General features: G+C 66.3%; 15 protein-coding genes and 1 pseudogene. 9 read left to right on the forward strand and 7 right to left on the reverse strand.

Annotated elements, in window-relative coordinates; all coding sequences use genetic code 11:
* Positions 1 to 63: 63 nt before the first annotated feature.
* The gene (locus tag RCH11_RS04930) at positions 64 to 843 is read left to right on the forward strand and encodes a hypothetical protein (RefSeq protein ID WP_327055882.1); all 780 of its coding nucleotides are present in this window, start codon (positions 64 to 66) and stop codon (positions 841 to 843) included.
* Here the strand turns inward: RCH11_RS04930 and RCH11_RS04935 are convergent.
* The 3 genes from RCH11_RS04935 to nudC are packed head-to-tail and all read right to left on the reverse strand — an operon-like array spanning position 833 to position 4,910.
* Positions 833 to 2,218 (reverse strand): MFS transporter, encoded by a 1,386-nt coding sequence (locus RCH11_RS04935; protein WP_327055883.1) that lies wholly within the window; start codon positions 2,216 to 2,218, stop codon positions 833 to 835. The genes RCH11_RS04930 and RCH11_RS04935 overlap by 11 nt on opposite strands.
* Positions 2,215 to 3,906, reverse strand: a complete 1,692-nt coding sequence (locus RCH11_RS04940; RefSeq protein ID WP_327055884.1) for an ATP-dependent helicase — start codon at positions 3,904 to 3,906, stop codon at positions 2,215 to 2,217. The genes RCH11_RS04935 and RCH11_RS04940 overlap by 4 nt, the downstream gene beginning before the upstream one ends.
* Positions 3,900 to 4,910, reverse strand: coding sequence for an NAD(+) diphosphatase (gene nudC, locus RCH11_RS04945; RefSeq protein WP_327055885.1), 1,011 nt, complete (start codon positions 4,908 to 4,910; stop codon positions 3,900 to 3,902). The genes RCH11_RS04940 and nudC overlap by 7 nt, the downstream gene beginning before the upstream one ends.
* A gap of 80 nt (positions 4,911 to 4,990) precedes the next feature.
* Here nudC and RCH11_RS04950 point away from each other — a divergent pair, with 80 nt between their 5' ends.
* Both RCH11_RS04950 and RCH11_RS04955 read left to right on the forward strand, forming a co-directional pair.
* Positions 4,991 to 5,986 (forward strand): phosphotransferase, encoded by a 996-nt coding sequence (locus tag RCH11_RS04950; RefSeq protein WP_327055886.1) that lies wholly within the window; start codon positions 4,991 to 4,993, stop codon positions 5,984 to 5,986.
* A gap of 207 nt (positions 5,987 to 6,193) precedes the next feature.
* A complete protein-coding gene (locus tag RCH11_RS04955) occupies positions 6,194 to 6,787 on the forward strand; it encodes a hypothetical protein (protein WP_327055887.1) in 594 nt (197 codons plus the stop codon).
* 10 nt (positions 6,788 to 6,797) lie between these two features.
* Here the strand turns inward: RCH11_RS04955 and RCH11_RS04960 are convergent, their stop codons facing one another.
* Positions 6,798 to 8,129: an MFS transporter gene (locus RCH11_RS04960; RefSeq protein ID WP_327055888.1), complete on the reverse strand. Its 1,332-nt coding sequence runs from the start codon at positions 8,127 to 8,129 to the stop codon at positions 6,798 to 6,800.
* Positions 8,130 to 8,257: 128 nt separating this feature from the next.
* Between RCH11_RS04960 and RCH11_RS04965 the strand changes: the two genes are divergently transcribed.
* A complete protein-coding gene (locus RCH11_RS04965; RefSeq protein ID WP_327056191.1) occupies positions 8,258 to 9,118 on the forward strand; it encodes a LysR substrate-binding domain-containing protein in 861 nt (286 codons plus the stop codon).
* Between the two features lie 183 nt (positions 9,119 to 9,301).
* Here the strand turns inward: RCH11_RS04965 and RCH11_RS04970 are convergent, their stop codons facing one another.
* Together RCH11_RS04970 and RCH11_RS04975 are read right to left on the reverse strand one after the other, a co-directional pair.
* Positions 9,302 to 12,523: an ATP-dependent helicase gene (locus tag RCH11_RS04970; protein ID WP_327055889.1), complete on the reverse strand. Its 3,222-nt coding sequence runs from the start codon at positions 12,521 to 12,523 to the stop codon at positions 9,302 to 9,304.
* Positions 12,516 to 15,680, reverse strand: a complete 3,165-nt coding sequence (locus RCH11_RS04975; protein ID WP_327055890.1) for an ATP-dependent DNA helicase — start codon at positions 15,678 to 15,680, stop codon at positions 12,516 to 12,518. The genes RCH11_RS04970 and RCH11_RS04975 overlap by 8 nt, the downstream gene beginning before the upstream one ends.
* A gap of 108 nt (positions 15,681 to 15,788) precedes the next feature.
* On the opposite strand from RCH11_RS04975, the gene RCH11_RS04980 reads away from it, so the two are divergent.
* From RCH11_RS04980 to RCH11_RS04990, 4 genes and pseudogenes are all read left to right on the forward strand, one after another.
* Positions 15,789 to 16,013: a DUF3107 domain-containing protein gene (locus tag RCH11_RS04980; RefSeq protein WP_327055891.1), complete on the forward strand. Its 225-nt coding sequence runs from the start codon at positions 15,789 to 15,791 to the stop codon at positions 16,011 to 16,013.
* Positions 16,014 to 16,016: 3 nt separating this feature from the next.
* Positions 16,017 to 16,307, forward strand: coding sequence for a hypothetical protein (locus tag RCH11_RS04985; RefSeq protein WP_327055892.1), 291 nt, complete (start codon positions 16,017 to 16,019; stop codon positions 16,305 to 16,307).
* A 21-nt stretch (positions 16,308 to 16,328) separates the two neighbouring features.
* Positions 16,329 to 16,520, forward strand: a pseudogene (locus RCH11_RS18155) (NAD(+)--rifampin ADP-ribosyltransferase); the annotation flags it as partial.
* 45 nt (positions 16,521 to 16,565) lie between these two features.
* On the forward strand, positions 16,566 to 17,006 hold the full coding sequence (locus tag RCH11_RS04990; RefSeq protein ID WP_327055893.1) for a VOC family protein: 441 nt from the start codon (positions 16,566 to 16,568) through the stop codon (positions 17,004 to 17,006).
* Positions 17,007 to 17,033: 27 nt separating this feature from the next.
* On the opposite strand, the gene RCH11_RS04995 is transcribed toward RCH11_RS04990, so the two are convergent.
* Positions 17,034 to 17,753: a ferritin-like fold-containing protein gene (locus RCH11_RS04995; protein WP_327055894.1), complete on the reverse strand. Its 720-nt coding sequence runs from the start codon at positions 17,751 to 17,753 to the stop codon at positions 17,034 to 17,036.
* Between the two features lie 191 nt (positions 17,754 to 17,944).
* Between RCH11_RS04995 and RCH11_RS05000 the strand changes: the two genes are divergently transcribed.
* Complete coding sequence (locus tag RCH11_RS05000; RefSeq protein WP_327055895.1) at positions 17,945 to 19,414, forward strand: DEAD/DEAH box helicase; 1,470 nt, start codon at positions 17,945 to 17,947, stop codon at positions 19,412 to 19,414.
* Positions 19,415 to 19,572: the final 158 nt, after the last annotated feature.

Here is a 19,572-nt window from a genome sequence, read left to right on the forward strand (position 1 = left end):
GGCCCCGCCTGCCCTGTGGACGGTGAGCGACGTTGATCGCGCCGGCAGTGCATCATTCCGTACATGGTGCTCCGACTTGACCCCCGGTTTCCGCTGCTGTGGCGCACGCCGCAGAGCCTTCAATTCGGCACTGATCGACCCCGCGTGGTGCTCGAGGCCGTTTCGCACGCCGACGAGTTGGTGATCGCCGCGCTCGTAACGGGAGTGAGCCGATCGGGAGCCGAGATGATCGGCCGCTCGGCCGGGCTACCCGACGGCGCCTGTGACGCTTTGATCCGCGCGCTCGATCCGGCACTGGAGCATCCGGCACCCCCGCGGGCACCGGCAACGGCGGTTGTCATCGGCACCGGCGAGACAGCGGAACTGGTGAAGCGGCTCCTCGTCGGATCGGGCATGGCTGTGCTGGCCGATGAGCCCGATGCGAGCCCGGAAATTGCCGTGATCGTGGCCCACTATGTGATCGAGCCGGAGGTTCATGGCCGCTGGTTGCGCCGCGACATCCCTCACCTCGCGGTGGTTTTCGGCGACGAAGTCGTGCGCGTCGGGCCGATCATCAGACCGGGAACCGGTCCGTGTCTCTACTGTCTCGAGCTCCATCGCACCGATTCCGACCCGTCCTGGCCAGCGATAGCCTCTCAACTCTGGCACCGACGCAGCGGCATCGAGACATCCCTCGTGGCGGCAGAGGTTGCGGCGACAGTCGCACGCCTGATCCTCGCGCGCCGGATCGTGAACCGGATCGAACCGCTGACGACGATCGAGATCGACGCGGGCAGTGGGGAGCGGATGCTGCGCGAGTGGGGCAGTCATCCGGAGTGCGGGTGCGCCTCGCTCACCGCCTGAGCCGTGCGGGCACCACCCGCGGCGCAACACACACGGCTGCGATCGCGATCAGCACGCCGATGCCAAAGCTGCCAGCAAAGGCCACAGAGCCCGCGGCGGAATTCATGTCGATCCGGGCGAGCGCGCTAAACACAACCCCGATGACGGCGAGGGCTAGGGCGGCGCCGAGCGAGTCGGAGATCGAGAGTGCGGAGCTGTTGAAACCCTGCTGAGCTGCCGTCGAAAGCCCAAGGGTCATGACACTGGTGCGCGGATAGGCGAGCCCCATTCCTCCGCCGCCCACCACCCAGCCGACGATGATGACCGCCGGATGCAGGTGTAGCGCCGCCGAGACGCACGCCACAATCACCGCTCCGAGCGCGAGCCACATACCGACGCTCATCGCGATCTCGGGGCGAAGGCGGTCGCCGAGATGACCCTGGAGCCAGGATGTCGCCGCCCAGGCGAGAGCGGACCCGGTGAGCGCGAGGCCGGCGAACGTGGGCGAGAAGGCGTACTGCTGCACGAGGAGGTAGGGCAGATACACCTCCGCTCCGAGAAAAGACGCCGAGGCGAGGCCGCGCAGGAGGATCACCGTCGGCAAGCCACGACGGGCGAGGAGCGTCCCGCGCGGGAGGAGCGGCCGCACCGCCACGACCGCGACCATTATCGCCACAAGCGGCGCGAGCACGGCGGCGACGCCGTCGAGATCGGCGGACAGATTAACCACGAGCACCGCCATGGCCGCCAGCAGTGCCCAGCCGATCCGACCAATGTTCCACGGGGTCTCGCTGTGCTGCCGGGGCTGGAGCCGCAACATCCGCGTCGCCGGAGTGAGTATCGCCGTCGCCGCGATCACGAGCCCGACCACCCCGAGGAACACCCAGTGCCAACCCCACAACTCGGCCACGAGACCGGCGATGAACGGACCGACGAGCGACGGCACGATCCATGCGGCGGCGAAGCTTGCGAAGATTCGCGGCATCTGCACGGCCGGATAGAGCCGGGCGACGACCACATAGAGCGCGACCGTCATTGCCCCGCTCCCGAGGCCCTGCACGAGGCGACCCACGACGAAGACTCCCATGTTCGGCGCGCTCCCCGCCACGAGAAGACCGAGGGCGAACAGCGCGGCGGAGAAATAGAGCGGCAGGATCGGCCCGGAGCGGTCGGACCAGTTTCCCGCGATCACCATGCCGATGACCCCCGCCGACAGCGGTCCGGCGAAAGCCAGGGCATACAGGGTGCCGCCGTCGAGATCCCGGCTGATCACCGGCATGATCGTGGTCACAGCCAGCGATTCGAAGGCGGCGAGAAAGACGAGGGCACTGCTTCCGATGGTCACCCACAGGTACCGGCCGCCGAAGATACCCTCCGTAACCGCGGGCGTGCTCACGAAAGTCCGGCGAGAAACCGCGACGCGCGGCGCTCGGGCCCGCGTCCTGAACCACCCGATGACCAGGACAGATGAAGGCGACGACGAGCACGGGTGATGCCAACATAGAGCAGGCGCCGCTCCTCCTCCACAGCCTGTTCTGACTTGGCATAGGTGATCGGTACGTAGCCGTCACTCAGGCCAACGAGAAATACCGTGTCCCACTCCAGGCCCTTCGCCGAATGCAGGGTGGCAAGAGTCACCGCGGCCATCGTCGGCTCGTGTTGGCTGGCCGATCGCTCGAACAACTCGTCGACGAACGACCTGAGAGAAGTTCCCGCGGTAGATCCCTCGGCCAGTCCCATCAGCGCGTTCAAAGATTCCCACCGATCGCGTACCGCCCCCCGCACCTCGGGAGCATCCTGGGTCCAGCCGAGGGAGCGCAACACATCACTCACGGTCTTGAACAGGGGCTCGAAGGTCGCCCCGACGACAGCGCCCTTGAGCATCATCAGCGCCTGCTTCACCTCCTGCTGCTCGAAGAACCGCGTACCACCGCGAAGCTGGAAGCTCACTCCGGCGTCGGTGAGAGCCGACTCGAGAGGTGCCGACTGCACGTTGATTCGGAAGAGGATCGCGACATCCTGCGGTCGGGTACCGGTCGCGATCGCTGCGGCCACCTGTGCCGCGATCGCGCGCGCCTCGGCGACCTCGCTCGGGTAGCTCGTCACCGTCGGCAGAGCCTTCCCTGCCGCCTCCGGCACGCCGACCAACGCGCGAAGAGCGAGCGCACCGGCACGGCCGCGCATCAGCTGGTTCGCCATGCCGACGATCGGAGCACTCGAGCGGTAGTTCTGTTCGAGACGCACCACCGCCGCCTCGCGGAAGCGGGTCGGGAAGCCGAGAAGGAAGTCAGCGGATGCCCCCGCGAAGGAGTAAATCGTCTGACTCGCATCGCCGACCACGCAAAGATCCTGCCGGTCTCCGAGCCACAGGTCGAGCAGCGCCTGCTGGAGGGGCGAGACGTCCTGGTATTCATCGACGACGAAGAAGCGGTACTGCTCGCGCACCTGCTGGGCGACCCGCGGTTCGGCCTCGATCATGCCGGCCGTCGCGAGAAGCACGTCTTCGAAGTCGAGCTGCCGGCGCTCATCCTTCACCGATTCGTAGGCGCGATGCAGCGCGACCATCTTGTCAGCGTCGAGGGATGACGGCACGGTGCGCTGGGGCAGCACGGCCGCGTACTGGTCGAGGGTGAGCCGCGACACCTTGCGCCACTCGATCTCGGCGGCGAGATCCCGCAACGTAGCAGTGTCGAGTTTGAGCCGGAGGGTCTCGGCGGCCTGGGCGATCACCCGTCCCTTACTGTCGAGCAGTCGGGGCATCTGCCCACCGATCACCTCCGGCCAGAAGTGACCGAGCTGCGAGAGCGCGGAGGCATGGAAGGTGCGCGCGGCAACGCCGGTGGCACCGAGTTGGCGCAGCCGCCCGCGAAGCTCCGCCGCGGCGCGGGAGGTGAAGGTGAGGGCCATCACCCGATCCGGGGCGTAGACACCGGTGGCGACGCCGTAGGCGATGCGGTGCGTGATGGCCCGAGTCTTGCCGGTGCCGGCACCGGCGAGCATGCAGAGGGGCCCGAGCAGGGTCTGCGCGGCGATGCGCTGCTCGTCGTCGAGGGCTTCGAGCAGGGAGTCGGCCGAGGTCACCACTCGCGACGGTCGGCGATCGGGCCGCCATACCAGTGCTCGATGATCGCCCGCGCGATCGAGGTGTGGCCGGGAAGGCCGATATCGTCGAGGGATGCTGTCAGCTCGTCGCGGCTGAACCAGCGCAGATCAAGGATTTCTGCACCATCCGGGGTGAGGGTTGACTCAACATCCGGGTCGACCTTCGCGATAAAACCGAGCATGAGGGATGCCGGGAACGGCCAGGGCTGCGACCCAACATAGACCGGGTCGACAATACGCACGCCCGACTCCTCGAACACCTCGCGCAGGACCGCGCTCTCGAGTGACTCCCCCGGCTCTACGAAACCAGCAAGGAGGGAGTAGCGGTTGGCCGGCCACATCGCGTTGTGGCCGAGCAGCAGGCGGTCCTCGGCATCCACAATTCCGACGATGATGGCCGGGTCGGTGCGGGGGAAGACCTCGCGACCGCTTTCGACGTCCGTTCGAACCCAACCGCCCTGGCCCGCGATAGTCGCCATGCCGGTACGCGGGGAAAACTGATGAGAGTCGTGCCAGTTGGCGAGCGCCAGCGCGGCGGTGAAGAGACCAGCATCGCTGTCACTGAACGAGCTGCCCAGCGCGCGCAGGTCACCCCAGCGGGACTGCCCCGGGTCCGACTCAAGCGGCGCGAGGGTGCTCGCGGCGTCGTCGTCCACGATCACGGCAATGATGGGATCTCCCTGGTGGTCCGGCTCGAGGGATAGTCCGAGGTACAGCCTGAGGGTGGCATCCAGTTCAGTGTCGTGCGGCAACAGGTCGAGCTCGCCCCCGGCGCCGAGCAGCGCCCTATTTTTCCACAGCACGAGCTGACGCATCCGCGGATTGAGACGAAGAGACTCAAAGAGGTCAGGGGCGCTGCGAGCGAGGTAGTCGCGATCCAGGCCGTGACGGGAGAGCGGTAATGCCGAGGCGGGAAGCGGCATGAGATACGTCGGCGGCACGGCACAGTCTGGCTCGGAGTTGTGCGACTCAGCGTCGGCAGGCATCGAGGCACCAATCATCGAAGGGAGCGGGAATGGCGTGGCGTTCGACACCGGCCGCTGGAGGACGACCTACCCTAAGAGGTATGGCCAGATCCCACCTCACTCTAGCCGCGCTCGCGACCGCAGCCGTTGCCGGTCTCGACGTCACGTCGGCCAGTGGTTTCGGGTCGGGCGCCCGCGGTGACTTCGAGTCCGCCCTGCTCAACACGCGCGACGGCAGGCACTGGATCGTCCGTGTCCCGACCTCGGAACGCGCCGAGGCCGAGCAGTCCGCAGACCTCGTCGCACTGCGCGCGCTGAGCACCGGAGTGCGCGCGCGACTCCCCTTCGCGGTGTCCAATTTCGCCGGCCAGACCCCGATCGGCGGAACCCGCGCCGTTGTCTACGACTTCGTCTTCGGATCACCGCTCGAGTTGGCTGGCATTGCCGAAGGGAGTCCCTTGGCGCCCGCCCTCGGTCGAGCGATCGCCGCGATCCACACCCTCCCGACGAGCTTCGTAGCGGATGCCGGCCTTCCCGTGCACAGCCCGGTCGAGATCTTGCAGTCCACAATCACGATTATGGATCGCGCGAGCGCGACGAACCTCGTGCCAGCCGCTCTTCTCGGACGCTGGGAGAAGGCCACCGAAGACGGACCTCTCTGGCAGTTCGCGCCGACCGTGATCAACGGAGGCCTCTCGGCCGACTCGTTCCTCACCTCCGACGACGAGGTGACCGGCCTGCTCGGCTGGCAGTCTCTCAGCGTGGGTGACCCGGCGCGCGACCTCTACTGGTTATTGAGCGCACGCGGCGAGTACGTGGCCGAGACTGCGTTCGATGCCTACAACGAAGCCAGGGGCTCGAGCGACCGGCAGGTGAAACATCGCGCAATGCTCTATGCCGAACTCGAGATCGCCAAGTGGCTTCTGCACGGCACCCAGGAGCGCAGCACCGAGATCGTGGACGACGCGGTGCAGATGCTGCACGGTCTCGTAGACACCGTTCAGAACGACCTCGACCAAACCCTCAGCCACAACACCATGCCGGTGATGGCCGTTGAAGAGGTCGAGGCGATGCTCGACCGCGACCGCCGCGCGTAGGGTGTCACTCCCGCGGGTTTCACGCAAGTCTGCGGCGAGATGAGCCCCCAACGTTGTCCGATTGACTAACGTTCGGCTCCGATTCAGCTGATCCCCGTATCTGCGTGCTGATCGTTCTAGCCTCGAACTGAGGCCGCAAACCGGCCGAGCGATGAGATTCACGATGTGCGGATTGGACGAGTTATGAAAACCACTCGAATTGCCTTGGTGGCCAGTGCGATCGGAGCGTTGCTGCTCACTGTCATCCCCGTATCTGCGGCACAGGCCGCAGATACTCCCACCACCGAAGAACTACTTGCGCTGTGTGCGACAGCGGACTACTGCAAGTTCACGCCGACGAGCAACGAGCCATTCCTGAGTGATCAGGAGGTGGTATCTACACCCGTCGCCAACTGCGACCGTCGCCCGGTCGATGCGTGGATCAATTGGTCGCAGACGAAGACCAACAGCGACAGCGTCGGGGGGTCGATCACGGGCTCTGCCGACATATTGGAGATCTACAAAGTCGCCATCGAAGTCAACTACAACCACACCTGGACAACGAGCCAAACGTCCGGAAGCGCCGTTACGGTCCATATACCCCAGGGCAACATTGGCTATGTCACGAAGGCCACTGCAATGAGCCGGGTCACCGGTACCTGGGAGCTCCACTTCGCCAACCGCTTTTACGGTCATTACTACTGGTACACCGCGCCCGTGACTATCGAAGGGCCCGATACCACCCAGCCAAATTCGGGGATCGTACTGCCCCACAACGGGCCGATGACGGATTCTCAGCGCACGCTGTACTGCGCCAAGTAGCGCACCGTGGCTAGCGAACGCGGCCTCGCACGATGGCGACGAGCGGATGCATCCGCTTCAGTCGGATCCTGAGGGCGAGCTTGCCGCTTCGGGCGAGGACGATCGCAATCACGATAGCGGCGAGCGCCGGTACCACACCAGCAACCGTCATCGCCGCCTCCACCCCGAACCGGTGGGCGATTGCACCGCTGATCGGACCGCCGATGGCCTGACCGCCGAGCATCACCATCGAGTAGAGCGACATGACCCGACCGCGGATCGAACGGTTGGTAGAAAGCTGCACGATCGACTCTGCCGCGGTCGCGAAGAGCAGCCGGGAAACGCCGATGCTGACGAGGAATATCAGGAAGAGCGGCTCCCACGGGGCGTTTCCGGCGAGGATGAGCGCCAGTCCGAACAGGCCAGCCGCGAACATGATCGTGCGCAGTCGCACGTTCATCCGCCGCGTCGACAGCACGGCACCGGTGAGGGCCCCAACAGCGGCCGCTGAACTGTAGAGCCCGTAGCCGGCCGCGCCGGTCTGGTACACGTTGTCGGCGAAAGCGACGAGCAGCACCGGCAGAGTCATCCCGAAAGTCGACACGAAGGCGAGCATCACCATCGGCCAGAAGATGGTCGGCTTGCCGATCACGTACCTCACTCCCTCACGGATCTGTCCCTTGGAGCGGATGGCACGGGGCGAGGCCAGCAGCTCCCTGCCTCGCATGCAGCCAAGGGTGACCACCACCACTACCGCCGCGACCGCGTTGACACTGATCGACCAACCCGATCCCACGAGCACGATGAGAACTCCACTGATGGCTGGCCCGACCAGGCCGCCCAGGTGGAAGATCGAGGCATTGAGACTGATCGCGTTGCGCAGTCGACGATGTCCGACCATTTCGTTCACGAAGGCCGAGCGTGCCGGCCCCTCGACCACGGCGACCATTCCGAGCAGGAAGGCGACACCCCATACCTGCCAAACGACCACGACCCCGGTGATTGTGAGCGCCCCCAGTACAGCGCAGAGCAGCGCCGTCGTGAACTGGGTGACCATCATCAGCCGTCGCTTGTCCACACGGTCGGCGAGGACACCGCCCCAGACCCCGAAGAGCAGCACTGGCGCGAACTGGAGGAAGACGGTGACTCCCACAAGCGCAACATTGTGTGTCAATTCATTGACAAGCCAGTCGGTCGCAATCTTCTGCATCCACCCGGAAGTATTGGAGAGCACCTGGGAGATCACGTAGAGGCGGTAGTTGAACACCCGAAGTGAATCAAAGGTGTCGCGCCAGCGCGGTCGTTCGAGCAACACGGGGATCGGTTCGGTGGGCGGGATGGCGGTAGATGTCTCGGTGGTCACGCGGATCAAAGTCCTGCACTGCTCGACTGGTTTCGTATGGTCGTTTCCACGTTACGGGGATGACAAGTCATTCAGGAATAGAATCAGGGCTATAAGTCACATTCGATTTATCAATGACTGGGGGACGGATGTTCGACCCCGTGCTGCTTCGCACCTTCGTCACGGTCGCGGAGACGCTCAACTTCACGGCCACCGGACAGTTGCTTGGCCTCAGCCAGCCGACCGTGAGCCAGCAGATCCGCAAACTCGAGGGTGCAGCCGGCCGCACTCTCGTACTCCGCGACACCCGTGAGGTGCGTCTCACCGACAACGGGGATGCGATGCTCGGCTTCGCGCGCTCTATCCTCGCCGCGCACGACCAGGCCTCCAGCTACTTCACGGGTTCCGCGATGCGCGGGCGTCTCCGCTTCGGATCGGCCGACGACCTCGCCCTCACCCAGCTGCCGCAGATCCTGCGCGACTTCCGCCAGCTCTATCCCCACATCAACCTCGAACTCACGGTCAACCAGAGCGGATTCCTCACCCGCCGACTGCTCGCCGGCCAACTCGACCTCGTCTTCGTGAAACAGGAGCCGGACATCCCTGGTGGCCGACTCGTGCGGCGTGATCGCCTCGTCTGGGTTGGGCACCGAAACCTCAGCGTCGAAGCAGGGCAGCCCGTGCCTCTCATCACCTATCAGGCGCCGAGCCTCAGTCGCACGGCGGCGATCACCGCGCTCGAGTCGGTGGGGCGCACATGGCGCATCACCTGCAATGTGCGCGAAATCAACGGGGTGCTCGCGGCCACTCGTGCAGGAATCGGTATCGCCGCATTCCCGCAAAGCCTCATCCCGCCCGATCTCATGCAGCTTCCGGCGTCTGTCGAATTGCCGGAGCTTGGCGACATCGACTTTCGCCTGCTTGACAATCCGACATCCGCCCGCGAACCGATCGACGCGCTTGCCGGTGCGATCGTCGCCCGGCAGAGCCAGGTCGCTCCCACGGTGTAGGCGGCTCTCGGGGAGCCGCGCCAGTCGCGCGGCAGTCATCCGGTCGCCAGGTGTCACGGTGAGGCACCCGCGAGCAAAACAACCGTCTCCGCGCCCTCGAGTGACACGTGCGCCCACACCTTCGGGCGCGAGTGTCACTCGAGGACGCGGAGGTGGGCGCCGACGGCCAGATCAGCGAAGTACTCAGCGAGCGATCGTGCGCCAGAGTGCCACGAGTTCGCCGCGGTCGTAGATACGCTCGGGGCGGATGACGCGGTCATCGGTCACATAGTAGAAGACCGCGTCGATCAGGCTCGGGTCGATACCCTTCCACTCGGCGAAGGCCTGCCGATACAGCGCGAGCTGCAGCTGCTTGGACTCGAGGTCCGCGGCATCCCGGGGAGCTTTTCCGGTCTTCCAGTCCACCACCCGGTAGCGCCCGTCGACGAGGTAAACCGCATCGAGCTTGCACACGATCACCTCGCCGTCCAGGATCAGGTGGATCTCGATCTCCACCTCTTCGGGAGTGAGGGTGGCGAATTCGGAGCGTTCGAAGGTGGCTCTCAGCGCCGCAAGTCCGTCGGGGTCGACGGCGCCCGGAGCCTCGGATTCGCTGCCGTCGATCTCCCCCGACACGGCATCCAGCTCCTCGGCCGTGCCGTGCACGCCGTAGCGCTGCTCGACCCACTCGTGGAAGAGCGTGCCGAGCCGGGTGGCGCGATACGGCCGTTCCGGCATCGGGCGGCGAAGGGACGCCGCCACCGCGGCCGGATCACTCACGAAATCCTTGAATCGCGAGGCCGATACCCGGGTCGGCAGCTCCACGAGGCCGGTGGCGTCGATTCGCCGTTGCCGCTCTTCCAGCAGCAGCGTTAGCTCTGTTTGCCACACCGCTTCCGCTCCCGGCACGGCCTCCCTCACCAGTCGTGCGGCGGCCTCGACCACCGTACGACGCCCACCAAGGGGATCCAGCGGCCAGCGAAACAGATTCGCTTCGGCGCCGAGCGGGTTCTCGGCATGCTCGCTTTGGAGCGGCAACTCGCCGATCACGCCCCCGCTCTCGAGTTCGCGGAGGAATGGACTCGGATGCCGCGGGCTCGTCTGGGTCGCCCAGAACGAAGCGGTGAGGAGCAGCGAATGCCTGGCGCGCGTCACCGCGACGTAGGCCAGACGCCGCTCCTCGTGGTCGTGCCGCTCGCGAACCTCGGCGGTGAACAGCTTCCGGCTGTCGAGCAGCTCCTTGCGAGTGCTCGGAGTCGTCCAGTGGAAGACCGGTAGTTCTGCCGCATCACCGCGAAAATCATAGGGCAGCGCCCCGAATGCCAGCCAACCATTTGACCCCTCGCGCGGCGACGCAGGTAGCTCGCTCTCGACCAGGCGCGGCACCACCACGAGGTCCCACTCCAGGCCCTTCGACCCATGGATCGTGAGCAATTGCACCGTACCGGGCTCTGGATCCTCGGGCCGCGGCGTCAAGTTGTCTCGCCACTCCGCCTCCCGCAGCCAGGACAGGAATCCCCCGAGGCTGGCCGAATCGTCCACAGTCAGGTATCCGCCGAGCGCGTCGAAGAAAGCCTCCATATTCGCCGCCCCGAGCGATCGCGTCTCGTTGGCCGCGACCTCGATGTCGAGCAGCAGGTCCTGTTCGACGAAGGTGACGAAGTCGAGCAGGTCGAGTCCCGCCCGCGAGCGCAGCCGGGCGAAGGTGCGGCCGGCATCCCGCAGCCGCTCGAGCCCCACCTCACTGAACCGTTCGAGCTGGGAATGGCCCGGTCGCGCCGTCGCGATGAAATCGAGAGCATCGACGATCGATCCCCCCTCGGCCTCGGCGACGGATGCCCGCAACGCCTCCTTCACGTCGTCGTCAAGGGCGCGCTGGGCGTAGTCCCGGTCACGCAGCCAGGAAGCGACCCGGCCGAGAGCGTGCAGGTCTTTCGCGCCGATGCGCCAGCGCGAACCGGCGAGCAGCCGCACCAGCTCCGATCCGGCGGTCGGATCGTTCACCACCGCGAGCGCGGACACCAGGTCGGCGATCTCCGGCTCCGCCATGAGCCCGCCGAGACCGAGTACATGGAACTTCACGCCGTTGCGGCGGAGCGCCTCGATGAACGCGCCCTGCGTCTTGCGCGCACGGAACAGCATCGCGGCGGTCGGCGGGGCGACGCCGGTTGGCACGGACAAACGCGTCTTCAGCCACCGGGCCGCGGCCTCCGCCTCCTCTGGCAGTGTCTCTTCCACGATGATCTGCACCGGAATAGCGGATGCCGCTGGCCCGGCCTCAAGGCGATCGACGGTGGTTCGCGCCGCAGGGTCGCTCGTCGCTGCGCGGTCGTTGCGGAAGGGCTCAACGATCGCGTTGGCGACCGCGAGAATATCGTGCCCGTTGCGCCACGACGTCGTGAGCGCAAAGTGGCCATCAGCGCTCGCGCCGAACTGCCGGGCGAAGCCGTCGAGATTCGCGGCACTCGCGCCGCGCCATCCGTAGATCGACTGGTTGGGGTCGCCGACCGCCATCACCGGCAGCCCGGCGAAGAGCTCGGAGAGCAGCCAGGTCTGCACCACGCTCGTGTCCTGGTATTCGTCGAGCAGCACCACCCGGTATTGCTCGCGCAATTCGTCCGCGACGCGGGGAACGTCTCGAACGATCTGCAGCGCAAGGGCAACCTGGTCGGAGTATTCGACAAAACCCCGCCGCGCTTTGGTATCAGCGAACTGCTCCGCGAGCTCAAGGAGAACGGGCAGGGCTCCCACGGTCTTGGCAAGGCCGACGACTTCTTCGTAGGCACCCCGACCGCTCGGTGGCAGGTCGACGAGCGCGGCGAATTTGGTCGCAAAAGTCGAGACCGCCACCGGGTCCACCAGGTTCTCGCTCACCGCGTGAGCGAGGGTGAGCACTGCCTTTGTCACCGAATCGACGCTCTTATCGAGACCGGGCAGGCGGTCGTCGGTCGATTCGATCACGAGCGAGCGAGCGAGCTGCCAGGCAGATGCCTCACCGAGCACCGGCCCTTCACTTTCCCGCCCGAGCAGAATCGCGTTGTCGCGGTAGATGCGGTTGGAGAACGAGTTGTAGGTTGCCACGGTCGGCGGATCGAATTCGTCGTAGTCCTCGGCGAGCAGACCGGCGTCGTGCAGTTCGGCGATGCGCTGGCGGATACGCACTGAGAGCTCCCCCGCAGCCTTTCGCGTGAAGGTGAGGCCAAGGACCTCGCCCGCTCTCACCTTTCCGTTCGCGAGCAGCCAGAGCACGCGGTTGGCCATTGTCTCGGTCTTGCCGCTTCCCGCACCCGCGACAACGAGCCCAGGGGCGAGGGCTGATTCGATCACCCGCCGCTGCTGGGCGGTCGGGCGTGGGCGGTCGAGGGCATCCGCGATGTCGTCGGCAGAAATGTAGCGTGAATCCGTGTCGAAGTCCGGCTCAGTCACTGGCCACTGACCTCACGCGATGCAGCTTCTTCGCACCGATATCGAAGGATCCCCAGGCATCGAGATCGAGTGCGCCGTCGAAGGCCGCCGCCGCCATGCCGATCGCCGCCTGGCGAATGCGCAGGCGAAATCCCTCGAGCTGTTCCCCGTCGAGCGCCGCCTGCGTGCCCTCGCGGTAGAGCTTGCCGCGCGTTCCCTTTTTTACGAAGAGCAGCTTCGCGCCACCGGACCTGTGTTCCCCGAGCTCGTCGAGAAACTCGTCAAGCACGCCCTGAACGTAGGCAAGTTGATATATGCCGAGCTGCGGATGCGCGTCGATCTTCGGCTGCGTCACAATCGGAGTGCCTGTCTTGAGGTCTACGATCACGACCGAGCCGTCGGGCGAGCGCTCCACCCGATCGATCGAGCCGTTGACGGTGGCGCGGTCGAGGTCGATCGAGAAACGACTCTCGGCACCGATGAGAGTCTTGCCCTCCCTGGCGAAGTCTCTGAGATACTCGGCCACGCCCGCCGCAAGCAGCCTGGCCGCCCGTTTCTGCTGCTCGGCGAGCCAGGGAGACTCGAACGCGAGCTCGTTCCACCGCGCCTCGATCGCTCCCCACACTGCCTCAACGGTCGAATCGGTTGCCGTCTCCATCGCCCAGTGCACAATGGTGCCAAGCCCCATCGCGGTGCTCGACTGGGTGCCGGAGACAGAGTCGATGAACCAGTCAACCGGGGAGTCCTCGAAGGCCTCAAGTCGCGACGGTGAAACCGGTACCTGCTCGTCATCCGCGAACACGGGATCGGTCGTCGACACCTCCACGAGCCCATGCCAGTCCTCGGGATCGGCGCCGGGAATCCGTTCGAGAGCAAGGCGAGCGAGGGCGGATGCCGCGGCCGCCCGCTCCGCTCCAGTGCGCCTCTCCTGCACGAGTTCCCGCCGCAGTCGACCGGTCAGTGCGCGAAGCGACAGCGGTCGGAGGGCTGCGGTGTCGACCACCGGCGCATCGGCCGGGGCGAGCGAGAACAGAACGCTCGGGGATTCGTCCTCGTTGTCGACGGCGGCGAGGATGACCTGCTGGCGCGCGCGGGAGACCGCGAGCGCGAACATCCGCAGCTCGTCGTCGCGTACCTGTCGCCGTTCGTCGAGAGCGACGTCGCCCAACCCGGTCATCACCCGAACCAGCTCCTGCGGGTAGAGCAGCGACCCGCGCAGGCGGAGGTTCGGCCAGACCCCATCCTGCAGGGCGGCGACGACCACGATCTCAAACTCCAGCCCGACCGTGCCGGAGGCAGTGGTGACGAGCACCGCGTCTGACAGGGATTGCGGCGAGAGCGTGTCTTCCGGCACCTCGGCGTCGAGTACTCCGTCGAGGAAAATCCCCGCCGTACTGCCGGGCTGGCGCTCGACGAAGCGCTTCGCCGCCGTGAAGAGCGCGACAACACCGTCGAGATCGCGATTCGCCTCGTCGGCCGCAATACCGGCGCTAGTGGCACGGGCAAACCAGTCCGGGGCGAGACCGCTGCGGTCCCAGGCCAACCAGAGCAGTTCCTCGATGGTCGCACCCTCTGATGCCGCGACCCCGATGGCATCGAGGGTACGGGCAAGGCGATCGGCGTTGCGCCCGACCCGATGGTCGATAGTGGCAAACCTCCCCGGCGCCTCGAGCGCCTCGACGAGCAGCTCGTCACTGGATCGATTGCCTCCCCCGGCCAGTTCCTCGGCGCGGAGGGCGAGACGCACCCGGCGCACAGCGAGTTTGTCGAGGCCACCGAAGGGTCCGAGGAGAAGGCCAGCGGCGATCACCGGGTCGAGTGCGGTGCGCCCGACTCCCACATCGACGACCGTGAGGAGCGCGCGAGCGGAATGGTCGTCTCGCAGCGCCCGTCCCCCGACCGCAGTTCGGGTCGGCACCTCCGCGAGCGCGAGTGCCCGCGCAATCTGGGGCACCTGCGATCCGCTTCGCACGATGACGGCCATCCGATTCCAGGCGATACCACCGAGCAGGTGACGCTCGCGCAGTTGGCGGGCGATGCCCGCCCACTGGCGCGCTGGGCTCTCGGCGAGGATGCTGAGTACGGGGGCGAAATCCGACAAGCCAGCAAGAACGGCAGCAGGAGTGGTGTCGGCAGCGGGCGCCGCCTGCGCCTCCCGCTGCCCGAACACGCCAGCAGTGCCGATGCGTTCCGTGATCCTCCGGGTGAAACCGCGCAGTATCTCGCCCTGGCGGTGCACGGTGGAAAGAGTGAGGGTGGAGAGACTCGGGAGAGCGAGCAGAACGCCGAGCCGGGCGAGGGCGTCGGGCTCTCCGCCGCGGAAGGCGTTGGCCGCAACATCCGGGTCGCCGAATACGATCACGGAGACACCCCGGTCGGCGAGGGCTGCGAGCAACCCGATGGTCGATCGAGTGGCCTCCTGCAGGTCGTCCACGATAACGAGACGCAGCCGGTCGACGGATGCTCCGCCCTCGCCCCGCCCTAGCGCCGCGATCGCGAACTGTACGAGCTCGGTCGAGTCGAGCTGGTTGGAGCGGGAGCTGCTGACGACCGAGAAGTAGTCGGTGAAGAAGTCGGCCGCCGCGACCCATTCCGGCCGGTCACGGTCAGCACCGAGAGCGCGAAGGCGTTCGGGAGTGACACCGTATTCCGTGGAGCGTCCGAGCAGTTCACGAAGCTCGGTGCGGAATCCGCGCAGTCGGCGCACCTCCGGGGTGAGCTGTTCTGGCCAGGCCGGACCCGATCCGTCTTCGAGGTGTCCGTCGATGAGCTGGGCAATGTCGCTGTCCTGGTCGCCGCCGGTCGCGAGGCGGGGAGCTTCGACACCGGCGCTGCGGGCGGCATTTCCGACAATTTCGAAGGCCAGCGAGTTGACCGTGCGGGCGATGGGCCCGTTGGTGGGTACCGTGAGTCGCAGGGCGAGGATGTCCCGCAGCCGGGTCGCCGTCGTGCGGCTCGACGTGAGCACGAGAAGTTCCTCCGGCGCAAAGCCCCGCTGCTCCACGCGGTGGGCCACCAGCTCGATGAGGGTCGCGGTTTTCCCCGACCCTGGCGCCCCGATGATCGCGGCAGAGCATTCGTCGGGGAGGTCGAGCACCGCCCGCTGTGACGCATCGAGCTCACGAGGACGTGGGCGCGAGGGCGACGACATCTCCCGCCGGAACCCCGTGATCGCCATGGCCCCAACGTAGCGCGAGCCGGCGACACCGCCCTGCCGTAGGGTGTTTGGTTGCGCCCAAAGAGAACGGGGAGATTAGCGGTGCGACAACTGTCGTAATCTGAGCGAGTGGACATAAGAATCGGCATCACCAACAGCCCCCGTGAGATCAACCTCGAGTCATCGCAGTCGTCGGCGGAAGTCGAGGGCATCGTCATCGCGGCCCTCGCCGCAGACTCCAAATTCTTCAGGCTCGTCGACCAGAAGGGCAACGTGTACGTCGTTCCCGTCGCGACATTCGGCTATCTCGAGATCGGGTCGGAAGAGTCCCGCCGAGTCGGCTTCGTGGCCTGAGAAATGGAGCTGCTTTTCGTGGCGCTCGGCGGTGTCGTCCTCGGCCTCGCGGCGCGATACGCGCTGCCCCGGCGCGACACGCATGGCGCACTGCTCGTTCCCGCGATTGGTGCGATCGCAGCATCCGTCGTCTGGGCCGCGCTCACCTGGGTTGGGTTGAAGTTTGACGGCGGGTGGATATGGGTGGCCAGCCTGGCGGTGGCGGGCATTGTCGCCGCTCTCGCCAGTGCGTTCCTCGGTCGTCAGCGCAGGGCCAGCGACGCAGAACTGCTGACGAAGCTCAGCCGCGCCTGAAGTCACTCGCCGACGGAACCGTCAATCGACTGCCGCAACGTCACGGATAAGAAATTCCCCGGCGATCCGACCCGCTCGTACCGCACGCGGGAGCAAGTGGAGATCGAGGCTGAGCTCGAGCGTCGGGTGGGACTCTCCCCCGATCGGCTTCAGGCCATACGAGACTGCCTCGCCGACCTGCAAGGCCGGCGCCTCGCGGTCAGTTACGACTAGCAGCGCACTGCTCGCCGACTGACGGCGCTCACTACGATCAGCCACATGACAGTTCAGCGGATGGACAACGTCGCCATCGTCGTCGATGACCTCGATGCAGCAATCGCCTTCTTCGCCGAGCTTGGCTTGGAGCTGGAGGGCCGGGCGGAGATCGAGGGACCGTGGGCGGACCTCACGGTCGGGCTCGGCGGCATCCGCAGCGAGATCGCGATGATGCGCACCCCCTACGGTCATAGCGCGGTGGAGTTGACCAGGTACCACTCCCCCGTCTCTGTGGCCACCGAGCCGGAGAACCCGCCGCCCAACACACTCGGCCTGCATCGCATCATGTTCGCGGTCGACGACATCGACGGCACAGTCGACCGTCTCCGCGGCCACGGCGCCGAACTCCTCGGAGAGGTGGCGAACTACGAGAGCAGCTTCCGGCTCTGTTACCTCCGCGGGCCTGCTGGCATCATCGTCGCCCTGGCCGAACAGATCGGGTGACGCAGTCGGCCGACGTGCCCGCACTGCTCAGGCGGTCAGGCCGAGCGCATCCATCCGGCGCGTGTGAGCGGCGATGAGTTCGGTGAAGACCGGCTCGAGGCGGGCTTCATCGCGACGGGAGTGACCGACATTCGCGAGGGATGACCGCGCAATGAGAAGGGTGTCCCCCACCAGACGACGCCCCCACATGGCCAGCCGGGAGGCGAGCCTCGGGTTCGCGTCAATGGCCGATCGCAGCTCGTCGATAAGCAGGGCATGGCCGTCGTCGCTTGACAGCAGCGGGATGATGCGCGCCCTCGCGTCCGCCGGGAGGCCGGACGCGAGCTGACGCTGGAAGTCACCGAGAAGCCCGGAAGTGAGATACGCGGTCACGAGCATCTCGTACCAGTCCGCCCCGAGGGTGATTCGGGCGTACTCATCGATTCGAGCGGCAAAGGGTGCCATCGTCGGTCCCGGTTCATGTCCGAGCCTTTTGATCTCGGCGGCGAGGCCGTGGTGCTTCGCCAGCGAAAGTGCCGCGACCCGGCTGACCGCGACTTTTGAGGCCGCTGTGGGCGCGACGCTCACGGCATGGCCGAGGGTCTCGAAGAGCGCCAATTGCACATAGGCGGCCTGTCCTAGATAGGGAAGCAGCTCCGGGGTCAGTTCAGCGAGATCGACGCGATCAACCTGCGCAACGGACTCGCGCCGCGGCTTCAACCGGGGAACATTAGTGCGCCGAGGGCGTCGGGGAATCAAGAAGGCCACCGGCACAGCCTATCCGCGACAGGCCGTTGGCCGCCCCGAAAACCGCTCCGAAGTGGCGGGCGGCTAAACTATGATCAATGCCTCCCATTTCTGGTGGAGGCTCAGCACGCCCCAGGTCAAAGCGGGCGTAGCCGCTTGTAGACAGGGCATTAATCATTACAACTTTTTCAGATCTCAATATCGACCAGGATATGGTCGACGCACTCGCCACCAAGGGCATTATCGAACCCTTCCCGATCCAGGTGCAGACGATCCCCATGGGACTCGGTGGCCAGGACATCATCGGCCAGGCCAAGACCGGCACGGGCAAGACGCTCGGCTTCGGTCTCCCCCTTCTGCAATCCCTCGGCCTGAACCCCGAGCCCGGTGTCAAGGCGCTCGTTGTGGTGCCGACCCGTGAGCTGTGCGTTCAGGTTGCCGAAGACCTCACCCTTGCAGCGTCCAATCGCGGCACGCAGGTGGCCGCGATTTACGGTGGCAAGGCCTACGAGGGTCAGGTCGAGCAGCTCAAGGCGGGCGCGCAGGTTGTCGTTGGAACCCCCGGCCGCCTTCTCGACCTCGCGAGCCAGCGGATGCTCTCGCTCAAGGACGTCACGGTGATGGTGCTCGACGAGGCCGACAAGATGCTCGACCTCGGATTCCTCTCCGACATCGAGAAGCTCTTCGCCCAGACCTCCCCCACCCGTCACACCATGCTGTTCTCCGCAACGATGCCCGGCCCGATTGTCGCGCTCGCCCGTCGCTTCATGAACCGACCCATCCACATCCGCGCGACGGATCCGGATGAGGGACGCACGCAGGCCAATATCAAGCACGTCGTCTACCGCGCCCACTCGATGGACAAGGACGAGGTCATCGCCCGCATCCTGCAGGCCGAGGGCCGCGGCAAGACCGTCGTCTTCACCCGGACCAAGCGCGCCGCTGCCAAACTCGTCGAAGAGCTCAACGACCGTGGCTTCAATGCCGCCGCCGTGCACGGCGACCTCAACCAAGAGCAGCGCGAGCGGGCGATGGCCGCGTTCAAGGCCGGCAAGAAGGACATCCTGATCGCCACGGATGTCGCGGCTCGCGGCATCGACGTCAACGATGTGACCCACGTGATTAACCACACCATTCCGGATGACGACGACACGTACCTTCACCGCGCCGGGCGCACGGGGCGCGCGGGCAAGACCGGCATCGCCGTGACCTTCGTCGACTGGGACGACATGCACAAGTGGGCCGCCATCAACAGGGCTCTCGACATGGGCCAGCCGGAACCGGTCGAAACCTACTCCTCGTCGCCACATCTCTTCACCGACCTCAACATCCCGGAGGGCACCAAGGGGCGTCTCGCCTCTGCCGGTCCAGTTCGGGCGCGCGAACCCCGTCCCGCCGACAGCGACCGTGGCGGTCGCTCGGGCGGCAGCCGCGATGGTGGCTCGCGTGATGGCGCCGGAGACCGCAGCCGTACCGGGGACCGCGGTGGTCGCTCCGGCGACCACGGCGGAACCGGCCGCACCGGCGGCGCACGCCCGCCGCGCGAACGCGCCGAGGGATCGACCAATGTCGTGCGCGAAAGCGCCGAGGGCGGCGGAACACACGACGGCACCTCGCCGACGCGTCGCCGTCGCACCCGTTCGCGTCGTGGCGGTACCGGCAACACCCCTCCTGCCGCGTAGGGACTCGGCGGAATCTTCGCCGATCCAAGCAGAGCCACCCTTTAGTGCGACTCCCCCGCGAAGATCCCCCGCGAAGATCCCCTGCGAGAAATCCATGCAGAACTCGACGACTCCCCGAGCACGGGTAGTCCTCTCCATCGACCGGTCCGGCGCCCGCC

Origin of the sequence: Glaciihabitans sp. GrIS 2.15 (assembly GCF_035984695.1) — a bacterium.
Lineage (GTDB): Bacteria > Actinomycetota > Actinomycetes > Actinomycetales > Microbacteriaceae > Lacisediminihabitans.